General features: G+C 50.8%; 17 protein-coding genes. 3 read left to right on the top strand and 14 right to left on the bottom strand.

All coding sequences use genetic code 11. The features are described 5' to 3' along the window. Window positions 1-67: 67 nt before the first annotated feature. Window positions 68-388: a hypothetical protein gene (locus tag EDM54_RS07870; RefSeq protein ID WP_024984293.1), complete on the top strand. Its 321-nt coding sequence runs from the start codon at window positions 68-70 to the stop codon at window positions 386-388. Between the two features lie 167 nt (window positions 389-555). On the opposite strand, the gene EDM54_RS07865 is transcribed toward EDM54_RS07870, so the two are convergent. The 10 genes from EDM54_RS07865 to EDM54_RS07825 form a co-directional block, all read right to left on the bottom strand. Then, window positions 556-1,032: a hypothetical protein gene (locus tag EDM54_RS07865; protein ID WP_122958030.1), complete on the bottom strand. Its 477-nt coding sequence runs from the start codon at window positions 1,030-1,032 to the stop codon at window positions 556-558. Window positions 1,033-1,195: 163 nt separating this feature from the next. Further along, window positions 1,196-2,191, bottom strand: a complete 996-nt coding sequence (locus EDM54_RS07860) for a siderophore ABC transporter substrate-binding protein (RefSeq protein ID WP_031933372.1) — start codon at window positions 2,189-2,191, stop codon at window positions 1,196-1,198. Window positions 2,192-2,331: 140 nt separating this feature from the next. Then, window positions 2,332-3,090 carry an iron ABC transporter ATP-binding protein gene (locus EDM54_RS07855; RefSeq protein ID WP_003392803.1) on the bottom strand — a complete coding sequence of 253 codons (759 nt, stop codon included), beginning with the start codon at window positions 3,088-3,090 and terminating at the stop codon, window positions 2,332-2,334. Next, window positions 3,084-4,034, bottom strand: a complete 951-nt coding sequence (locus EDM54_RS07850; RefSeq protein ID WP_003392805.1) for an iron chelate uptake ABC transporter family permease subunit — start codon at window positions 4,032-4,034, stop codon at window positions 3,084-3,086. The genes EDM54_RS07855 and EDM54_RS07850 overlap by 7 nt, the downstream gene beginning before the upstream one ends. Continuing rightward, window positions 4,024-4,977 (bottom strand): ABC transporter permease, encoded by a 954-nt coding sequence (locus tag EDM54_RS07845; protein ID WP_003392809.1) that lies wholly within the window; start codon window positions 4,975-4,977, stop codon window positions 4,024-4,026. Before EDM54_RS07845 ends, EDM54_RS07850 begins: the two co-directional genes overlap by 11 nt. 240 nt (window positions 4,978-5,217) lie before the next feature. Then, window positions 5,218-5,766 (bottom strand): NADPH-dependent FMN reductase, encoded by a 549-nt coding sequence (locus EDM54_RS07840; protein ID WP_003392811.1) that lies wholly within the window; start codon window positions 5,764-5,766, stop codon window positions 5,218-5,220. A 53-nt stretch (window positions 5,767-5,819) separates the two neighbouring features. Then, the gene (locus EDM54_RS26210) at window positions 5,820-6,044 is read right to left on the bottom strand and encodes a hypothetical protein (protein ID WP_141334213.1); all 225 of its coding nucleotides are present in this window, start codon (window positions 6,042-6,044) and stop codon (window positions 5,820-5,822) included. Beyond that, window positions 5,995-6,384 (bottom strand): MFS transporter, encoded by a 390-nt coding sequence (locus EDM54_RS27335; RefSeq protein ID WP_122958029.1) that lies wholly within the window; start codon window positions 6,382-6,384, stop codon window positions 5,995-5,997. The genes EDM54_RS26210 and EDM54_RS27335 overlap by 50 nt, the downstream gene beginning before the upstream one ends. Before the next feature lie 475 nt (window positions 6,385-6,859). After that, on the bottom strand, window positions 6,860-7,147 hold the full coding sequence (locus EDM54_RS07830; RefSeq protein WP_003392817.1) for a HesB/YadR/YfhF family protein: 288 nt from the start codon (window positions 7,145-7,147) through the stop codon (window positions 6,860-6,862). Between the two features lie 274 nt (window positions 7,148-7,421). Continuing rightward, complete coding sequence (locus EDM54_RS07825; protein ID WP_122958028.1) at window positions 7,422-8,366, bottom strand: DMT family transporter; 945 nt, start codon at window positions 8,364-8,366, stop codon at window positions 7,422-7,424. 134 nt (window positions 8,367-8,500) lie between these two features. Here EDM54_RS07825 and EDM54_RS07820 point away from each other — a divergent pair, with 134 nt between their 5' ends. Continuing rightward, a complete protein-coding gene (locus tag EDM54_RS07820) occupies window positions 8,501-9,880 on the top strand; it encodes an aminotransferase-like domain-containing protein (RefSeq protein ID WP_122958027.1) in 1,380 nt (459 codons plus the stop codon). Between the two features lie 8 nt (window positions 9,881-9,888). On the opposite strand, the gene EDM54_RS07815 is transcribed toward EDM54_RS07820, so the two are convergent. From EDM54_RS07815 to EDM54_RS07800, 4 genes are all read right to left on the bottom strand, one after another. Then, window positions 9,889-11,022 (bottom strand): NADH-dependent flavin oxidoreductase, encoded by a 1,134-nt coding sequence (locus EDM54_RS07815; protein ID WP_122958026.1) that lies wholly within the window; start codon window positions 11,020-11,022, stop codon window positions 9,889-9,891. A gap of 131 nt (window positions 11,023-11,153) precedes the next feature. Continuing rightward, on the bottom strand, window positions 11,154-12,188 hold the full coding sequence (locus EDM54_RS07810; protein WP_003392825.1) for an LLM class flavin-dependent oxidoreductase: 1,035 nt from the start codon (window positions 12,186-12,188) through the stop codon (window positions 11,154-11,156). A gap of 165 nt (window positions 12,189-12,353) precedes the next feature. Then, window positions 12,354-12,656 carry an ArsR/SmtB family transcription factor gene (locus tag EDM54_RS07805; RefSeq protein WP_003392827.1) on the bottom strand — a complete coding sequence of 101 codons (303 nt, stop codon included), beginning with the start codon at window positions 12,654-12,656 and terminating at the stop codon, window positions 12,354-12,356. A 77-nt stretch (window positions 12,657-12,733) separates the two neighbouring features. After that, entirely contained in the window at window positions 12,734-13,711 is a 978-nt protein-coding gene (locus EDM54_RS07800; RefSeq protein ID WP_031933379.1) for a quinone oxidoreductase family protein, read from the bottom strand. A 103-nt stretch (window positions 13,712-13,814) separates the two neighbouring features. Here EDM54_RS07800 and EDM54_RS07795 point away from each other — a divergent pair, with 103 nt between their 5' ends. Beyond that, window positions 13,815-14,090: a hypothetical protein gene (locus EDM54_RS07795; RefSeq protein WP_003392831.1), complete on the top strand. Its 276-nt coding sequence runs from the start codon at window positions 13,815-13,817 to the stop codon at window positions 14,088-14,090. Window positions 14,091-14,129: the final 39 nt, after the last annotated feature.

Raw genomic sequence — 14,129 nt, 5'->3', positions numbered from 1 at the left:
ATAGAAATGATCGGAACCCTATTCTGAGGCACGTCTCGTCCCCCTAAAAAACAGGGAGGTGTCGCTCATGATAAAGCGAATCCTATGGTTTATTGTAACAATTGGCTTCGTCATCCTTTTTGTGGCAGGCTGTTCTGAATTCTTTGGGACCATACCAGACAGAGTCAAAGTACGACAACAAGCCATTGCCTACATTCATAACAAATACAATGTTCCCATCGAACAGATAAAAACGGATATTCCTTCTTATCGGTATGGAACTTTGCGCTATGTAATACATGTATTCGATACAGAAAGCGAGGACGTCTATTTCCTATCTGTTAGAATCAGGCCGAAAAACCATGTGGAAGACATAGAAGAGCCTATGGGGAATCCTATCAAGGAATGAAAAAGCAGTTGTAATAAAAGCAATCAGCCGTTTGATGCTGCAGCCTTGAATCCGCTACAGGCCGAGGATGAGCGATAAGCCACTTTCCCCAACCAACAGCCATCGGACGCCTTTAACGGAAACACTTTCGTTCTCGTACCTCAAGAGACAAAAAAAAAAAGACCACGTCAGTTCGGGTCCTTCGCATGCTTTCCGATCATATCCAGTTCCACGTCTGCAACCCTTCGGTTTACATACCGTACTTTCTCTTTCATGTCGCGAATCTCGGACAGTACCAAATTATCGCTATTAATATTGGCGATGTGCTGGGAGTGAAGCGCGACTTTTATTTCGTCTACCTTTGTATCCAGTCGGTCAAAACGTTCCTCCAAATGGTCTACCTTTGCCTCTAGCCGATCAAAACGTTCTTCTTGTCGATCTACTTTCTCCTCAAGTCGCTCGAACCGCCCTTCCAACTGGTCCACCTTTGCCTCCAGCCGATCAAAACGTTCCTCTTGTCGATCTACCTTCTCCTCAAGCCGGTCGAACCGCCCTTCCAACTGGTCGAATCGTCCCTCCAACTGGTCGAATCGTCCCTCCAACTGATCGAACCTTTCTCCCATCCGCTTCATGCCTTCCGCGATTTCCAACAGGAGCTTTTCCATTCCGCTGTTCCCCTCCTTATGGGCATTATACAGGATTTCTGTCGGCTTGTAACTCACTGAGAAAGGGCCTTCATAAAGAAGGCCCCGCTGTTTTTCCCACTATTCTTTTGTATTGCGCCAAAGGCATAGCGCCTCTACTATCAGTACTCATAGCCTGACGCTATTATTTCAAAGCGCCCTCTACTTCTTTTACCATTGCGTCGACGGAGACGAGTCCGCCGCCGGACAGATACCAGAAGTCCGGTTTGAGATAAACGATGTGCCCTTCTTTAAAGGCTTTCGTTTTCTTCACCAGTTCGTTTTCAACTACACCCTTCGCGGAGGATTCTCCCCCAACTGCAGCGGTGCGGTCGATGACGAACAAGAAGTCCGGGTCTTTCTCCACGATGTATTCAAAAGAGATGCTTTGACCGTGAGTGGATACCTCGATGTTCTTATCTGCCGGTGTAAAGCCAAACACGTCGTGAATAATACCGAAACGGGAGCCTGCTCCATACGCGCTTACTTTGCCGTCGTTGGCCAGAATGATCAGCGCGTTTTTGCCGCTGGCTGTTGCTTCTGCGTTCAGTTTTTTGATCGATTCATTGATTTTCGCCAGCTCTTCTTCAACGGCTGCTTCTTTGCCAAAAATTTGGCCAATCGTTTTTGCGTTCTCGGTAAAGGACTCCATATAGCGGGAGGTGTCCACGCCCTGGTAGATCGTTGGTGCGATCGCTTTGAATTCTTCATACATAGCCTGTTGGCGTCCGGAGATGATGATCAGGTCAGGCTTCACTTCGTTGATTTTCTCAAAATCAGGCTCTTTCAGGCTTCCTACATTCACATACTTGTCATCCTTGTATTTTTCGAGGTAAGTAGGAATGCTTGTTTTTGGCAGCGCCGCTACTTCAACGCCCAGCTTATCCAGCGTATCCAGCGTACCGAAGTCAAAGACAACTACTTTTTTCGGGTTTTTCTTCACTTTGGTTTCGCCCAGTTGGTGTTTGATCGTCAACTCTTCACTTTGCGCTTCCGTTGCCGGAGTTCCTTGCGCTCCTTGTGCTTGCGGCTGCTCCGCCGTGCCATTGGTGCTGCCGGTCGTGCTGGAACCGCCCGAACCGCATGCTACTGCGAAGACTGCCAGTACGGCAATCATGAGATATAGTGCTACCTTCTTCATGTCGTCACCTCTAAAAGGGATTTTTTATATTGCATCGATGATTGTCTGGAAAAGAGTCTGGCTTGCTGCCAGCCCATTTAAAAACGGGATTTCTCTTTTTCAGACACCATCGAAATGATGCCTGACACAATAGATTTTCATCAAGAGAAGTAAATACAGATTTTATTGTCATCGATGTGCTGGATCGGAATGTCCATGTCATAGACCTCTTTCAACACGGGAGACGTGATAATCTCCTCGATCGTTCCCTCCCGGACGATCTTTCCGTCCTTGAGCGCCACGATGTAATCGGAGTAACAGGAGGCGAAATTGATGTCATGGATGACGATCACCACTGTTTTCCCCAGCTCATCCACCAGTCTGCGGACAATCTTCATGATCTGTACGGAATGCTTCATGTCGAGATTGTTGAGCGGCTCATCCAGCAGGATGTATTCGGTGTCCTGAGCAATGACCATCGCGATATAGGCGCGCTGCTTCTGTCCCCCGCTGAGCTGGTCCAAATATTTGTCCTGCATGTCATGAAGCTCCATATAGCGGATCGCTTCGTCGACATGCTTCCAATCCTCCTCTGTCAGCCGTCCCTGCGAATAGGGGAAGCGTCCAAAGGAAACCAGCTCGCGGACCGTCAGCCGCAGATTGATGTGATTGGACTGCTTCAGAATGGAAATCTTTTTGGCCAGGTCGTTGCTTTTGCACTTGCCGACTTCCTGACCGTCAATGTAGATATCCCCTTCGTCCATGGCGATCAAGCGGCTGATCATCGACAGCAATGTGCTTTTGCCTGCCCCGTTTGGACCGATAAAGGAGGTGATTTTCCCTTTGGGGATTTTTACAGAGACGTTTTCCACTACTTTTTTCTGTCCGTATTTTTTGGACACGCTTCTTACCTCTACCATGATTTATTCTCCTTCAATAGTAGATAGATAAAATACACGCCGCCGACAAAGTTGATGATGACGCTAAGGGTTGTCGAGAAGGTAAACACCCTCTCTACGATGAGCTGCCCTCCGACGAGTGCAATCACGCTGATGAAGATGGAACCGAGAATCAAATACTTGTGGTTGTAGGTTCTCATGAATTCGTACGTGACGTTGACCACAAGCAGTCCCAGGAAGGTGATCGGCCCGACCAAAGCAGTCGAGATCGAGATCAGAATCGCTACGGCGACCAGCAGCCTTTTGACTACATAGTCGTAATCAACCCCCAGGTTTATGGCTTGATCTCTCCCCAATGACAGGACATTGAGGTATTTATTGAACCGCCAAAAATAAGCGAATACAAGCACCATCAGGATACCGGCGATGCCGATCAGATTGTTGTTGATGTTGTTGAAGCTGGCGAAACTCTTGTCCTGGATGACCTGAAACTCGTTCGGATCGACCAGCACCTGCATGAACGTCGCCATGCTCTGGAACAATGTCCCGAAGATGATGCCGATCAGCAGCAGATAGTAAATATTTTGCTGATCCCGTTTAAACAGGATCTTGTACAAAACAGCCGAGAACAGAACCATCAGGCCCACGCACAACAGAAAGTTCAAATTGTTGTCTACCATGGTGAGCGACTTGGAGCCGAATACGTAAATGACGAAGGTTTGGATCAGCATATAAAGCGAATCCAGGCCCATGATGCTCGGTGTCAGGATTCGGTTGTTCGTAATCGTCTGAAACACCAGTGTCGAGTAGGCGATGGCTGTTCCCGTCAGAATAATCGCCAGTACCTTCAAGCTCCGCCGGGGAAGGATGTAATCCCAGTTGCCCCCTGCTTTGATTGTCATAAAAATGGCGATCAAAACGAGGGCCGCCGCTGCCAACCAGACCATTTTCTTTTTATATGCCATATGCCTTTCTCCTCATCAGTAAATAAGCAAAGATACCACTTCCGAGCACCCCGACGGTCAGGCTGATGGAAATTTCGTATGGGTAGATGATGACCCGGCCAAGGATGTCGCAGAAGAGTACGAATACGGCTCCCAATAAAGCGGTATGAGAAAGGCTGTTTTTCAGGTTGTCGCCACGATAGATCGAAACGATGTTCGGGATGATCAGGCCCAGAAACGGAATCATCCCCACAGTCAACACGACGGACGCGGTGACCAGGGCAACAATCACCAATCCGATGTTGACCACCCGCCTGTAATTCAGGCCCAAATTCTTGGAAAAGTCCTCGCCCATCCCGGCTATCGTAAATTTGTTGGCGTACAGGTATGCGATAACAAGCAGCGGAATGCTGATGTACATCAGCTCGTAGCGCCCTTTCATGATCATGGAAAAATCGCCCTGCAGCCATGCCGACATGTTCTGGATCAGGTCGTACTTATACGCGATAAAGGTAGCGAAGGAGCTGATGATGTTCCCGAACATCAGTCCGACGAGCGGGATGAAGATCGTATCCTTGTACTTGATCTTCTCCAGGATTCTCATGAACACAAAAGTGCCCAGCAAGGCAAAGACGAAAGAAATCAGCATCTTGACCAACGGACTTGCCGTGGTAAACAGCATCAGCGATACGAGAATCCCCAATCTGGCGGAATCTAGCGTCCCTGCTGTCGTGGGAGAAACAAATTTATTCCGGCTCAGCTGCTGCATGATCAGACCGCAAATACTCATGCTGACGCCTGCAATAATAATGCTGATCAGACGGGGAAGCCTGCTCACGAGCAGTATTTCGACCTGGTCGTCTGTCAGCTGGAATACATCCAGCGGGGAAATGTCCTTTACACCGATAAAGACAGACCCGAATGAGAATAGAAGCAGTGCAAGAAACAAATATCCGATTTTCATTGGCTCTTTCCTTTGTGGTCAGGTAAGATTCTCAGTCAAAATGCCTATGAAGAACAAGAATATGTACTTCCGGCATCCAATAATGATATTCATTATCATCTGATTACATTGAGTATTATACCCATTCATTTACATACAGTCAATGAGAATGATTAGAATTCTCAGTGGCGGATGTGCTCTTGATGCGTCCATTATAAAAAACCCGGAGCGGCGCCCCGGGCTTTATCCTTTTACATCTTCCTATCTCAGCTTTTCGGTGTACGCAACCAACTGGGCAGCAAATGCGTCCAGCCTTTGCTTCAAATCCTCGGCTGTAACGGCGTACCGTCCATTCTCAAGTATAAAATCGCTTTTGCAAGACGCCACCTGCATGGGGATCGCCACGCCCAACAGTCCCCTCACGACAATGCGCAGATGATCGATCGGCTGCGTACTGCGGATGCCGCCCCCATTGCCTACGAGCCCCACCGGTTTGTCCCGGAACATATCCATATTGAGAATATCCAACGCATTTTTCAGGACACCCGAATACGAATTGTGGTAATTGGGCGACCCGAGTACAAATGCATCTGCTTGCCCGGCCAGCCGGATCAGCTCGCGAGCGGTTTCATCGGGGTGCTTTTCCGGTTCATAGTGATATTTCGGATCGGCGATAGGCAGCGGACGTACCCGCAAATCCCAGACATTCGCTTCACAGCCTTTTTCCCGCAGCCGTGCGGCGATCTCCTCAATCAAAGCCGTTGTATGCGCAGGCTCCGCTACACTTCCCGATATGAGCAAAATTCGCATCAGATCATTCTCCTCTCTTATTGATGCTCAGATACCGCAAGTCAGCTCCCGCCTTACTTTCCAACAGATTGTCCCGTTGTCTCCATTCGGGTTTGCTGCCTTGCATGCCGCAACCGCAGGCCGTAAAACATTGCCGTTGTCCCAAACACATACACGGTCACTGCCGTAAAAGCGAGAGGCAGTGAGAATGCGGACAAAAGACCGCCAATCAACAGGCAGGCAAAGGCATCAGACACATTGCCGACGCTGGAGCGGAGGGCCATCACCTTTCCCAACATTTCGTTGGGGGTCCTCAACTGCAGAACAGTCGTCAATGTCGTGCCGGATATCGTATTTCCAAAGCCTTGGATCAACGCCGATAGAAATGTTTAAATCCTTTTTGTCAACAGCCAGCAACGGGATGCTCGCTTGAATGGCCGGAAAGAAAAAGGCCCGCAGGCAGGTCATGACAAAGCTGACGATCATGATGTGCTCCAATGTCAACACATCGGCAGCATGAGCAATGGGAATGGACAAGGTAAGCAATCCCCGTGTCCAACCGCAAAACAGCATGATCGCTTTGCGGTCTACTCGATCGACAATGACACCGCCTATGATTCCGAGAAAAAAATAAGGAATCTACGGAGACAAACAGCACCGCTCCCGCTCCCAGTGCACTGTCGCTGTATTGCAGGGACAGCAGTGTCAGTGCAAGCGTATAGACCGATGTGCCGAAAATAGACGAAGCATCTGGAAACCAAAGCAGTTTAAGATTGCGCTTCACGATTTTTCCTCACTTTTACTTATGTAGTAACTCCTTTACTGTCATTACATTGCTCCAGATGTCTACTCCAGCTAAACTGCCTTGCCTTTGGCAGCTTCTGATACCTTTCCTCGTTTTCAGCGCTCAAAATGTCCGATATTTCTAACAATTATATCCGTACTGCTATTTAAAGTGAAGGCGCTTTTATGCGCCTTCACTAAACTCTCCCCGTCAAATCCCGTCAAATCCCGTCAAATCCCGTCAAATCCCGTCAAATCTTCCAGCGTATCCGATCATCGACGAAACAAAAAATTCCACTCATCGCTTTTAAACAAAAAAGCCAATAGCGAATCAAGCGTACAAGTATACAATCTCATCCCGGTCCTTCCGGTAATCCACCAGCATGTCCTTGCCGTCCAGATACCAGATTTCATCCTCTACGATGTAAAAGGTAATGCCGTTCACTTCAGTGGAGAGACCGATATTGTCCGGCTCTTCTTTGGTGAATCCCATGGAAAAGGAGTCCTGAATCGTGCTGCTGCCGCCATAGCGGGCAAAAAAACGAACGTAGTCCCCCGATTGAAAGCCGCACTCCTCCTCGAACCAGGCAAGTGCCGACTGTGTAACTGTTAGTTTCATGCGCTAGCGCCCCTTTCGGCAAAAGGCTGCCGATGGAATAGGTGATGCAGAAAAAGAAGACGGCTGTTTTCCCCATGAAAAGGCCCTTCTGGGAGACAAGTGGACGTACCAGAGAGGAATGCGCCTTCTATGCAAACAGAAAACAGCCTGGATCAAACTTTGCTATACATACAGTATAGGCAACTTACTATACTATTTCAATCATTTAGTTTATAAATCAACCAAAAAATGATGAGCTCCTTCACAAGGGTCGGATGGTATGAACCCAAACCATTCATTGGTCCAAAGCTTTATCACCTGAAAGCGCACTCTTTCTGCCGGACGAGAACACATTCGCCCCGACAACCCCGATGAGGATCAAAGCGCCGCCAACGACATGGAAAATCTCCACTCTCTCGTTTAACCAGATCACACCCGCAATTATCGTTACCAGCGTCGATATTTGATTGCATACACTCATCTTGGAGGCTTCGATATGCGACAAGGCATAATTGGACAAAAAGGAGGTAACGAGCGACGACAGCACGCCCAGGTACAGGACGCTGACCAGAAAGGACGGATTCGCCAAAGGCTGAAAGAAAGCGGCGAGCGTCCCCGCCGAGATATGGCTGACAACGGACATGCCGTTGAAAAACAGGAAGCCGAACACGGTCATTGCATACGTGACATCCATGTAGTGGTGTTTCTTCACAACCTTGCGGGCCATCACGCCATAAGCGGACAAGGAAAGAGCGGACAAAAACACCAAAACGGTTCCCGTCAGATTGGCGGATTGCGGGTCGACCCCTTTGGAGGCGAAGATGTAAACCACTCCCGCTACGGACAACAACGTAAACACCTTTTGCATCCCATTCGTATACTCCTTTAGGAAATAAGCGGCCAGGATCATGGTGAAGATCGGTACGGTAGCCTGAATAATCCCTGCCTCCGATGACGACGTATAGACCAGGCCAAACGCCTGCAGAGCAAAGAAGATGACGGGATAGAACAGTGCCACAGGCAAAAATGAAACGATGTCCCGCAGCGTGGTCCGCAGCCTGACCCAGCCCAGCAGAACGGGAATCGAAGCCGCCAGAAACGACAGGGTAAACCGGTGAGCCAACGTATCCAGCGGATCGCTGATCGCAAGCGCCACCTTCACGAACAAAAACGACAATCCGACGATAAGAGCGTTCAACACCGCCGCCAGATACGCTTTTTGAATTGTCTTTTGTGTCATATGATTGCCTCCTCATGCATGGCGTAACTGTGATTTCATGACCGGTCATGGCTCTATCGTAAATGGCAGGCACGTGTGCTACAATTCAAAAAAAACAAATCTGTATCGGTACAGATTTGTTCTGGAGTGAGATGATGCACAAATATTTGCAGTTGCTAAGCGAGCTGGAATCAAAAATCGAAAGCCGCCAATGGACAGATGGAAATAAGCTTCCCTCCATCAGGGTCCTTGCAGACAGGTATGGATGCAGCCAAAGTACAGTTATCCGCGCTCTGAATGAACTGGAGAGGCGCCACGTCATCTATTCGGTCCCGAAAAGCGGCTACTATGTAGTGAAGGGGGCGCTTGCCTCACCCAAGGAAGGTACTGGCGTCATCGACTTCGCTACTTCCGCTCCGGATCGCAGCGTCTTTCCCTATCTCGATTTTCAGCACTGCATCAACAAGGCCATCGACACTTACAGCGGCGACCTGTTCGTGTACGGGACACCGCAAGGACTGGATACCCTGATCCAGGTTGTCCAAAAGCAATTTGCCGATTATCAGGTTTTTGCCAGCCCGAAACAGATCTTTATTACCTCGGGCGTTCAACAAGCCTTGGCCGTTCTCGCTGGGATGCCTTTTCCCAACCGAAAGTCAAAGGTCGTCCTCGAGCAGCCCGGCTATCACTTGTTGATTGAATACCTTGAGACGCACAACATCCCGGTCGTAGGTGTAGGGCGAACCGCAAAAGGACTGGACCTGGAGGAGCTGGAGAGAATTTTTCGCGGAGGGGACGTCAAATTTTTCTATGCGATGCCGAGATTCCACTCTCCCTTGGGTACGTCTTATACAAAACGGGAAAAGCTCGCCATCATCGAATTGGCCGAGAAATACGACGTGTTTGTCGTAGAAGACGACCACATGGCCGATTTTGAACAAGACAGCAAGGCGGACCCTTTGTTTGCCTACGACAGGTCCGCCCGCGTCATTTATTTGAAAAGCTATTCGAAAATCCTTCTGCCCGGCCTGCGGGTGGGAGTCGCCGTTGTCCCGGACCAGTTGGTCGATGTCTTTCAGCGGTACAAGCGATTACTGGACATCGATACCTCGATGCTGTCCCAAGCAGCGCTTGAGATCTACATCAAAAGCGGGATGTTTGAGCGGCACCGGCACAAAATTCGCGCGTCCTACGCCAGGAGGTCGAACGTATTGGCAGCGTCGATCAAACATCATTTCGGGCCATTGAGCGACATTTCCGCTATCTGCGATGCCAGCCAGCCGATGATTCATACCCATGTTGCGTTGGATCGGAGCATTTCCGTCCCGAGAGTCATTTCCCTTCTGAAAAAGAAAGGCGTCGTAATCGAGCCGATCGACAAGCATTATTTGACTGCCTATCCAAAAGAAAATCTCCTGAAGATCAATGTGTCGAACACAAAGGACGAGGATATTGACCAAGGAATTTGCCGCCTGGCGGAAACGGTCAAAAAGCTGGCGAATACAAAGCGCAGATCAGCTGCCCGCGATCAGTGACAGCCGGCTTACTTGACAGGCGTTTCTTTTTTCACCGGAAACCAGCCTTCGACGGTCATGATGCGCTCCCACAGCGGATCGGGAATTTCCAGTTTCTCCTGGTCGTTTGGACCCACCGTGGTGGCGATTTCGTCCTCTTTGCCGTCCATCACTTTTTCCACCCATTCCGGTTCGATAATGATTCCGCGTCCCAGCGCGATCAGCGGCACTCCCGTCTGTCTGGCGGCCAGCACATCGTCTGCCGTATACAAGGAACCGACGCCGATTACCGCCGTGCGATCACCGATCCGCTCTCGTATCTGCTCGATTCGCGTGCGGGCCGAATCGCCGCCCCGTCTCGGCTTGGACCAAAAATCCTGCAGCGACACATGTAGATAGTCGAGTTCCTTATCTGCGAGAGCGTCCACCAAAACGAACGTGTCGTCCATCGTAATTCCCTTTTCATATGGCTCTTCCGGTGAAAAGCGATATCCTACGAGGAACGGGCGGTCTGCGTGTTTGGCCACCACTCGCTTTACCTCGTCTACGACGGCGAGCGGAAAGGCAAGGCGTTTTTCCAGGCTGCCTCCCCAGCGGTCCGTACGGCGGTTCGTATGGCCGGAGAAGAATTGCTGGACCAGGTAGAAGTTGGCGCCGTGAATTTCTACACCGTCAAAGCCGGCTTCGATGGCGCGGCGGGTCGTTTCTCCGTATGCGCGAATGATCTCCTGAACCTCTTCATCCGTCAGCGCACGGGGAATGGGCGCATTGTCATCAGCGACTTCACTTGCGCTGACGATCTCTCCTCCGGGAACAAGCTCCGGCGGAGCCATTCGTCCGGCATGAAATATTTGCAGGACTGCCTGCGCTCCCTTTTCCTTAATGGTCGAAGCCAATCGGCGCATGCTCGGGATCATTTCGTCACTGGTTCCAGAAAATTCGCCGGGGAAGCCCTTGCCGTTCTCTGTCACATAGATGCAGGCGGTAATCACCATGCCCACGCCGGTAGCGCGACGGGAATAGTAGCGAAGTTCCGCATCGGAAACGGTCCCGTCGTCATTCGAAGAATAATTGGTCAGCGGAGCCATGACGATCCGGTTTTTCAATGTGATTCCGCTGCGAAAAGTAAAGGGTTCAAACAAAGGCGTATATTTTTCTTTCATGTACCGTACACTCCCAACATATTTCGCTATTGTGTCCAATTTGGCTTTTGCTCTCCAATCACTGCTCGCGTATCTCGTCCCTCCAGGTCCGCCCGAGTCTCCCCATCATATTCTTGCCTGGGATCCAGCCTTTACTCCGCTGCAACCTGTTTTACGATCTCAAAGGAGCGCAGGCGAGCCTGATGATCGTAAATCGCGCCGTTGATGATGATCTCGTCGGCTTGCGTGGCATCCAGCAGCTCCTGCAGCTTTTCTTTGACGACCGCGGGACTGCCGATAATCGACGCCCGCAGTTGGGCATCTATGCTCGCTTTCTCATAATCGGCCCAAATTCCCTCCATGCTCTCGACCGGCGGCTGAAATTTTTGCGGACGGCCTCTTACCAGGCTGAGGAAATTGAGTTGCTGCGAGGTTGCCAGACGTTTCGCCGTTTCATCGTCATCCGCTGCGATCACGTTTACCCCGACCATCGCATACGGCTCCTCCAGCACTTCGGATGGGCGGAAGGCACTCCTGTACAGCCGGAGCGCCGGCAAGATATTGTCCGGCGAAAACTGGCCCGCGAAAGCGAAGGGCAAGCCCAAAAGACCCGCCAACTGGGCATTATACAGACTGGAGCCCAAGAGCCAGATCGGGATGTTCATGCCTTCGCCGGGAACAGCCCGAACGCGCGGCCCATCCGAACCCTCTGTGGAAGTCGGGTTCAAATATTCCCGCAGCTCCGCTAGCTGTTCCGGGAAGTCTTCACCGCCGCTCTTGCTGTCTCGGCGAAGCGCGCGGGCCGTGAGGTGATCCGTACCCGGCGCTCGCCCCAGTCCAAGATCGATGCGGCCCGGAAACATGGACTCCAGTGTGCCGAACTGCTCGGCGACGACGAGCGGGGCATGGTTGGGCAGCATGATGCCGCCGGAACCGACCCGGATCGTCGAGGTGCCTGCCGCCACATATCCAATCACCACGGACGTCGCGGAGCTGGCGATTCCCGGCATATTGTGGTGCTCAGCCAGCCAGTAGCGGTTGTACCCCCACTTTTCCGCATGCCGGGCCAGATCCAGCGTGTTTCGGAAGGAATCGGCCGGTGTCCCTCCCTCCAGGACAGGCACGAGATCCAGTACGGAAAGCGGGATGTCGCGAAGCTGTTTGTTTCTTTCAGTCTGCTTGGCCATTGTTTTCATCCTTTGCTATGAGAAGATCGTTCCCCTGATCATTCTTACAAAATTACATATCTGAATATCTAGATTTATAGATGATAGAACATCCGCATACATGGCTGGGTCTCGCAGCAACGCGGGAAACACATCCATGTACATTTCGGCTGTCTGGACAGGCAGCTACAAGTCGTGTTGGATAAACGCAGCCAACTCTTTCAACTTCTGCTCATTTCGCTTGTAGTAGGTCCACTGGCCGTATCGGTATACTTCCAATAGGCCTGCCCGCTGAAGTGTCAAAAGGTACTGGGAAACGGTCGATTGCGATAAGCCAGCCTTTTCCTGAATGTGGCTTACACATACCCCGATTTTTCGGCAATCTCCTCCTTCTTGCGGGGGGAAGTGTTTCTCCGGTTCCTTCAGCCAGTCCAGAATTTGCAAACGCGTTTCATTAGATAAAGCCTTGAAAATGAGAAGGGGATCCATGCCCTTTATTATATCTTTATATCCCGATAGATCAATGCAGCAAGTGTAGGCAAAAAAAAAGAGAGGGCTCCCCCCTCTCAGCGTACATCCAGCAACACTTTTCCCGTACTCTGCCTGCTTTCTACCCACTCGTGGGCCTTGGCCGCCTCGGCGAGAGCAAAGCGTCTCCCGACTTTGATCTTGAGGCGCCCATCCGCCAAATACGGCAGCACCCGCTCCGCTGTCTCGCGCAAAAGCTGCGGCCGTTTGCTGCGGGTCGTTCCCAGGCTGAAGCCCAGCACGGAGCGGCAACTGGCATGCAAATCAATTGTTCTGATTTGTCCGACTTCCCCGCTCGCATTTCCAAAGTGAACCAGCCGTCCGTATGGAGCCAGACATTCCATGCTCTTTTCCGTGACCCGGCCAGCGATCGAGTCCAGAATAACATTCGCCCCTTCGCCGTCCGTCCATTCGTTTACCTTTTCGGCAAAGTCTTCTCTATCCGTACAAATCACATGATCGGCACCGGCCTCCAGCGCGATCGCCGCCTTGCTCTCGCTGCCCACTGTCCCGATGACCTTCCCTGCCCCCAGCAGCTTCGCTAGCTGGATTGCGGTCGTACCAATGCCTCCCGCCGCGGCGTGGATCAGGACGGTTTCTCCCTTTTCCAGCCGCGCTACATCAGCGAGGAGCTTGTAGGATGTAAACGAAACGATCGGGCAAGCCGCTGCGGTGTCAAAGTCGAGCTGATCCGGAATAGCAAACGCGAGATTCTCGTCGGCAACGATATACTCCGCATATGAGCCGTTATGAGGGAATGCGATGACCCGCTGGCCCACATGCAGCGACTGCACCTCGGAACCGACTCTCTCAATCACGCCGGCTGCGTCGAGACCGGGAATAAACGGCAGATTTCCTCCGCCCTTTTTTCCGTAGCGCGATTTGATATCCGCAAAATTGACGCTCGTTTTTTCTACCCGGATCAATACCTGCTTTGGGTGTATGGACGGCATCTCGACTTCCGTATACACCATGCCCTCGGTTCCGCCAAAAGCTGTGACAAGAACTGCTTTCATGTACCTCTCCCCCTTTTGTCGCATTGGATCAAATGGAATTTCGTTACATTCCGATGAGGCTCTTTTATTATAGTACTAGACACCTTGTTTCAGGAGTGATCGCATGCTTGCCGAAAAGCTGTTTAGCAAAATATCCAGCTTGTTATTTTTGTCTACGCTTGCGATAGCACTGGCTGGATTTCCCCAATCCACACTCTCCGTCTATTACGCGATCCTGATGCCGCCTTTAGGTTTGGGACTGTCGTTGGTTGGAGTCTACCTCGGTGAAAAAGGAGTGCTTCGATTCATCGGTATCTGGGGAAATGCTGTTCTTCTCGTTTTTTCTGCCTTTACTTTGTTTACCTATACTTTATTTGTTTCTCTTTGGGGGAGTCTGTAGACAACGCTCTTTCTGTTGCACCTACAGACTCCCTCGGAC

The sequence above is a fragment of the Brevibacillus borstelensis genome, from assembly GCF_003710865.1.
Classification (GTDB): Bacteria; Bacillota; Bacilli; order Brevibacillales; family Brevibacillaceae; genus Brevibacillus; species Brevibacillus borstelensis.
Note: the sequence above shows the minus strand (reverse complement) of the source record. Positions and strands in the feature narration are given on the sequence as shown.

What these genes read in the sequence shown, in the direction of transcription:
- EDM54_RS07870 (WP_024984293.1), top strand. Translation starts at nt 68, where the DNA reads ATGATAAAGCGAATCCTATGGTTTATTGTAACAATTGGCTTCGTCATC.
- EDM54_RS07865 (WP_122958030.1), bottom strand. Translation starts at nt 1,032, where the DNA reads ATGGAAAAGCTCCTGTTGGAAATCGCGGAAGGCATGAAGCGGATGGGA.
- EDM54_RS07860 (WP_031933372.1), bottom strand. Translation starts at nt 2,191, where the DNA reads ATGAAGAAGGTAGCACTATATCTCATGATTGCCGTACTGGCAGTCTTC.
- EDM54_RS07855 (WP_003392803.1), bottom strand. Translation starts at nt 3,090, where the DNA reads ATGGTAGAGGTAAGAAGCGTGTCCAAAAAATACGGACAGAAAAAAGTA.
- EDM54_RS07850 (WP_003392805.1), bottom strand. Translation starts at nt 4,034, where the DNA reads ATGGCATATAAAAAGAAAATGGTCTGGTTGGCAGCGGCGGCCCTCGTT.
- EDM54_RS07845 (WP_003392809.1), bottom strand. Translation starts at nt 4,977, where the DNA reads ATGAAAATCGGATATTTGTTTCTTGCACTGCTTCTATTCTCATTCGGG.
- EDM54_RS07840 (WP_003392811.1), bottom strand. Translation starts at nt 5,766, where the DNA reads ATGCGAATTTTGCTCATATCGGGAAGTGTAGCGGAGCCTGCGCATACA.
- EDM54_RS26210 (WP_141334213.1), bottom strand. Translation starts at nt 6,044, where the DNA reads ATGTTGGGAAAGGTGATGGCCCTCCGCTCCAGCGTCGGCAATGTGTCT.
- EDM54_RS07830 (WP_003392817.1), bottom strand. Translation starts at nt 7,147, where the DNA reads ATGAAACTAACAGTTACACAGTCGGCACTTGCCTGGTTCGAGGAGGAG.
- EDM54_RS07825 (WP_122958028.1), bottom strand. Translation starts at nt 8,366, where the DNA reads ATGACACAAAAGACAATTCAAAAAGCGTATCTGGCGGCGGTGTTGAAC.
- EDM54_RS07820 (WP_122958027.1), top strand. Translation starts at nt 8,501, where the DNA reads ATGCACAAATATTTGCAGTTGCTAAGCGAGCTGGAATCAAAAATCGAA.
- EDM54_RS07815 (WP_122958026.1), bottom strand. Translation starts at nt 11,022, where the DNA reads ATGAAAGAAAAATATACGCCTTTGTTTGAACCCTTTACTTTTCGCAGC.
- EDM54_RS07810 (WP_003392825.1), bottom strand. Translation starts at nt 12,188, where the DNA reads ATGGCCAAGCAGACTGAAAGAAACAAACAGCTTCGCGACATCCCGCTT.
- EDM54_RS07805 (WP_003392827.1), bottom strand. Translation starts at nt 12,656, where the DNA reads ATGGATCCCCTTCTCATTTTCAAGGCTTTATCTAATGAAACGCGTTTG.
- EDM54_RS07800 (WP_031933379.1), bottom strand. Translation starts at nt 13,711, where the DNA reads ATGAAAGCAGTTCTTGTCACAGCTTTTGGCGGAACCGAGGGCATGGTG.
- EDM54_RS07795 (WP_003392831.1), top strand. Translation starts at nt 13,815, where the DNA reads ATGCTTGCCGAAAAGCTGTTTAGCAAAATATCCAGCTTGTTATTTTTG.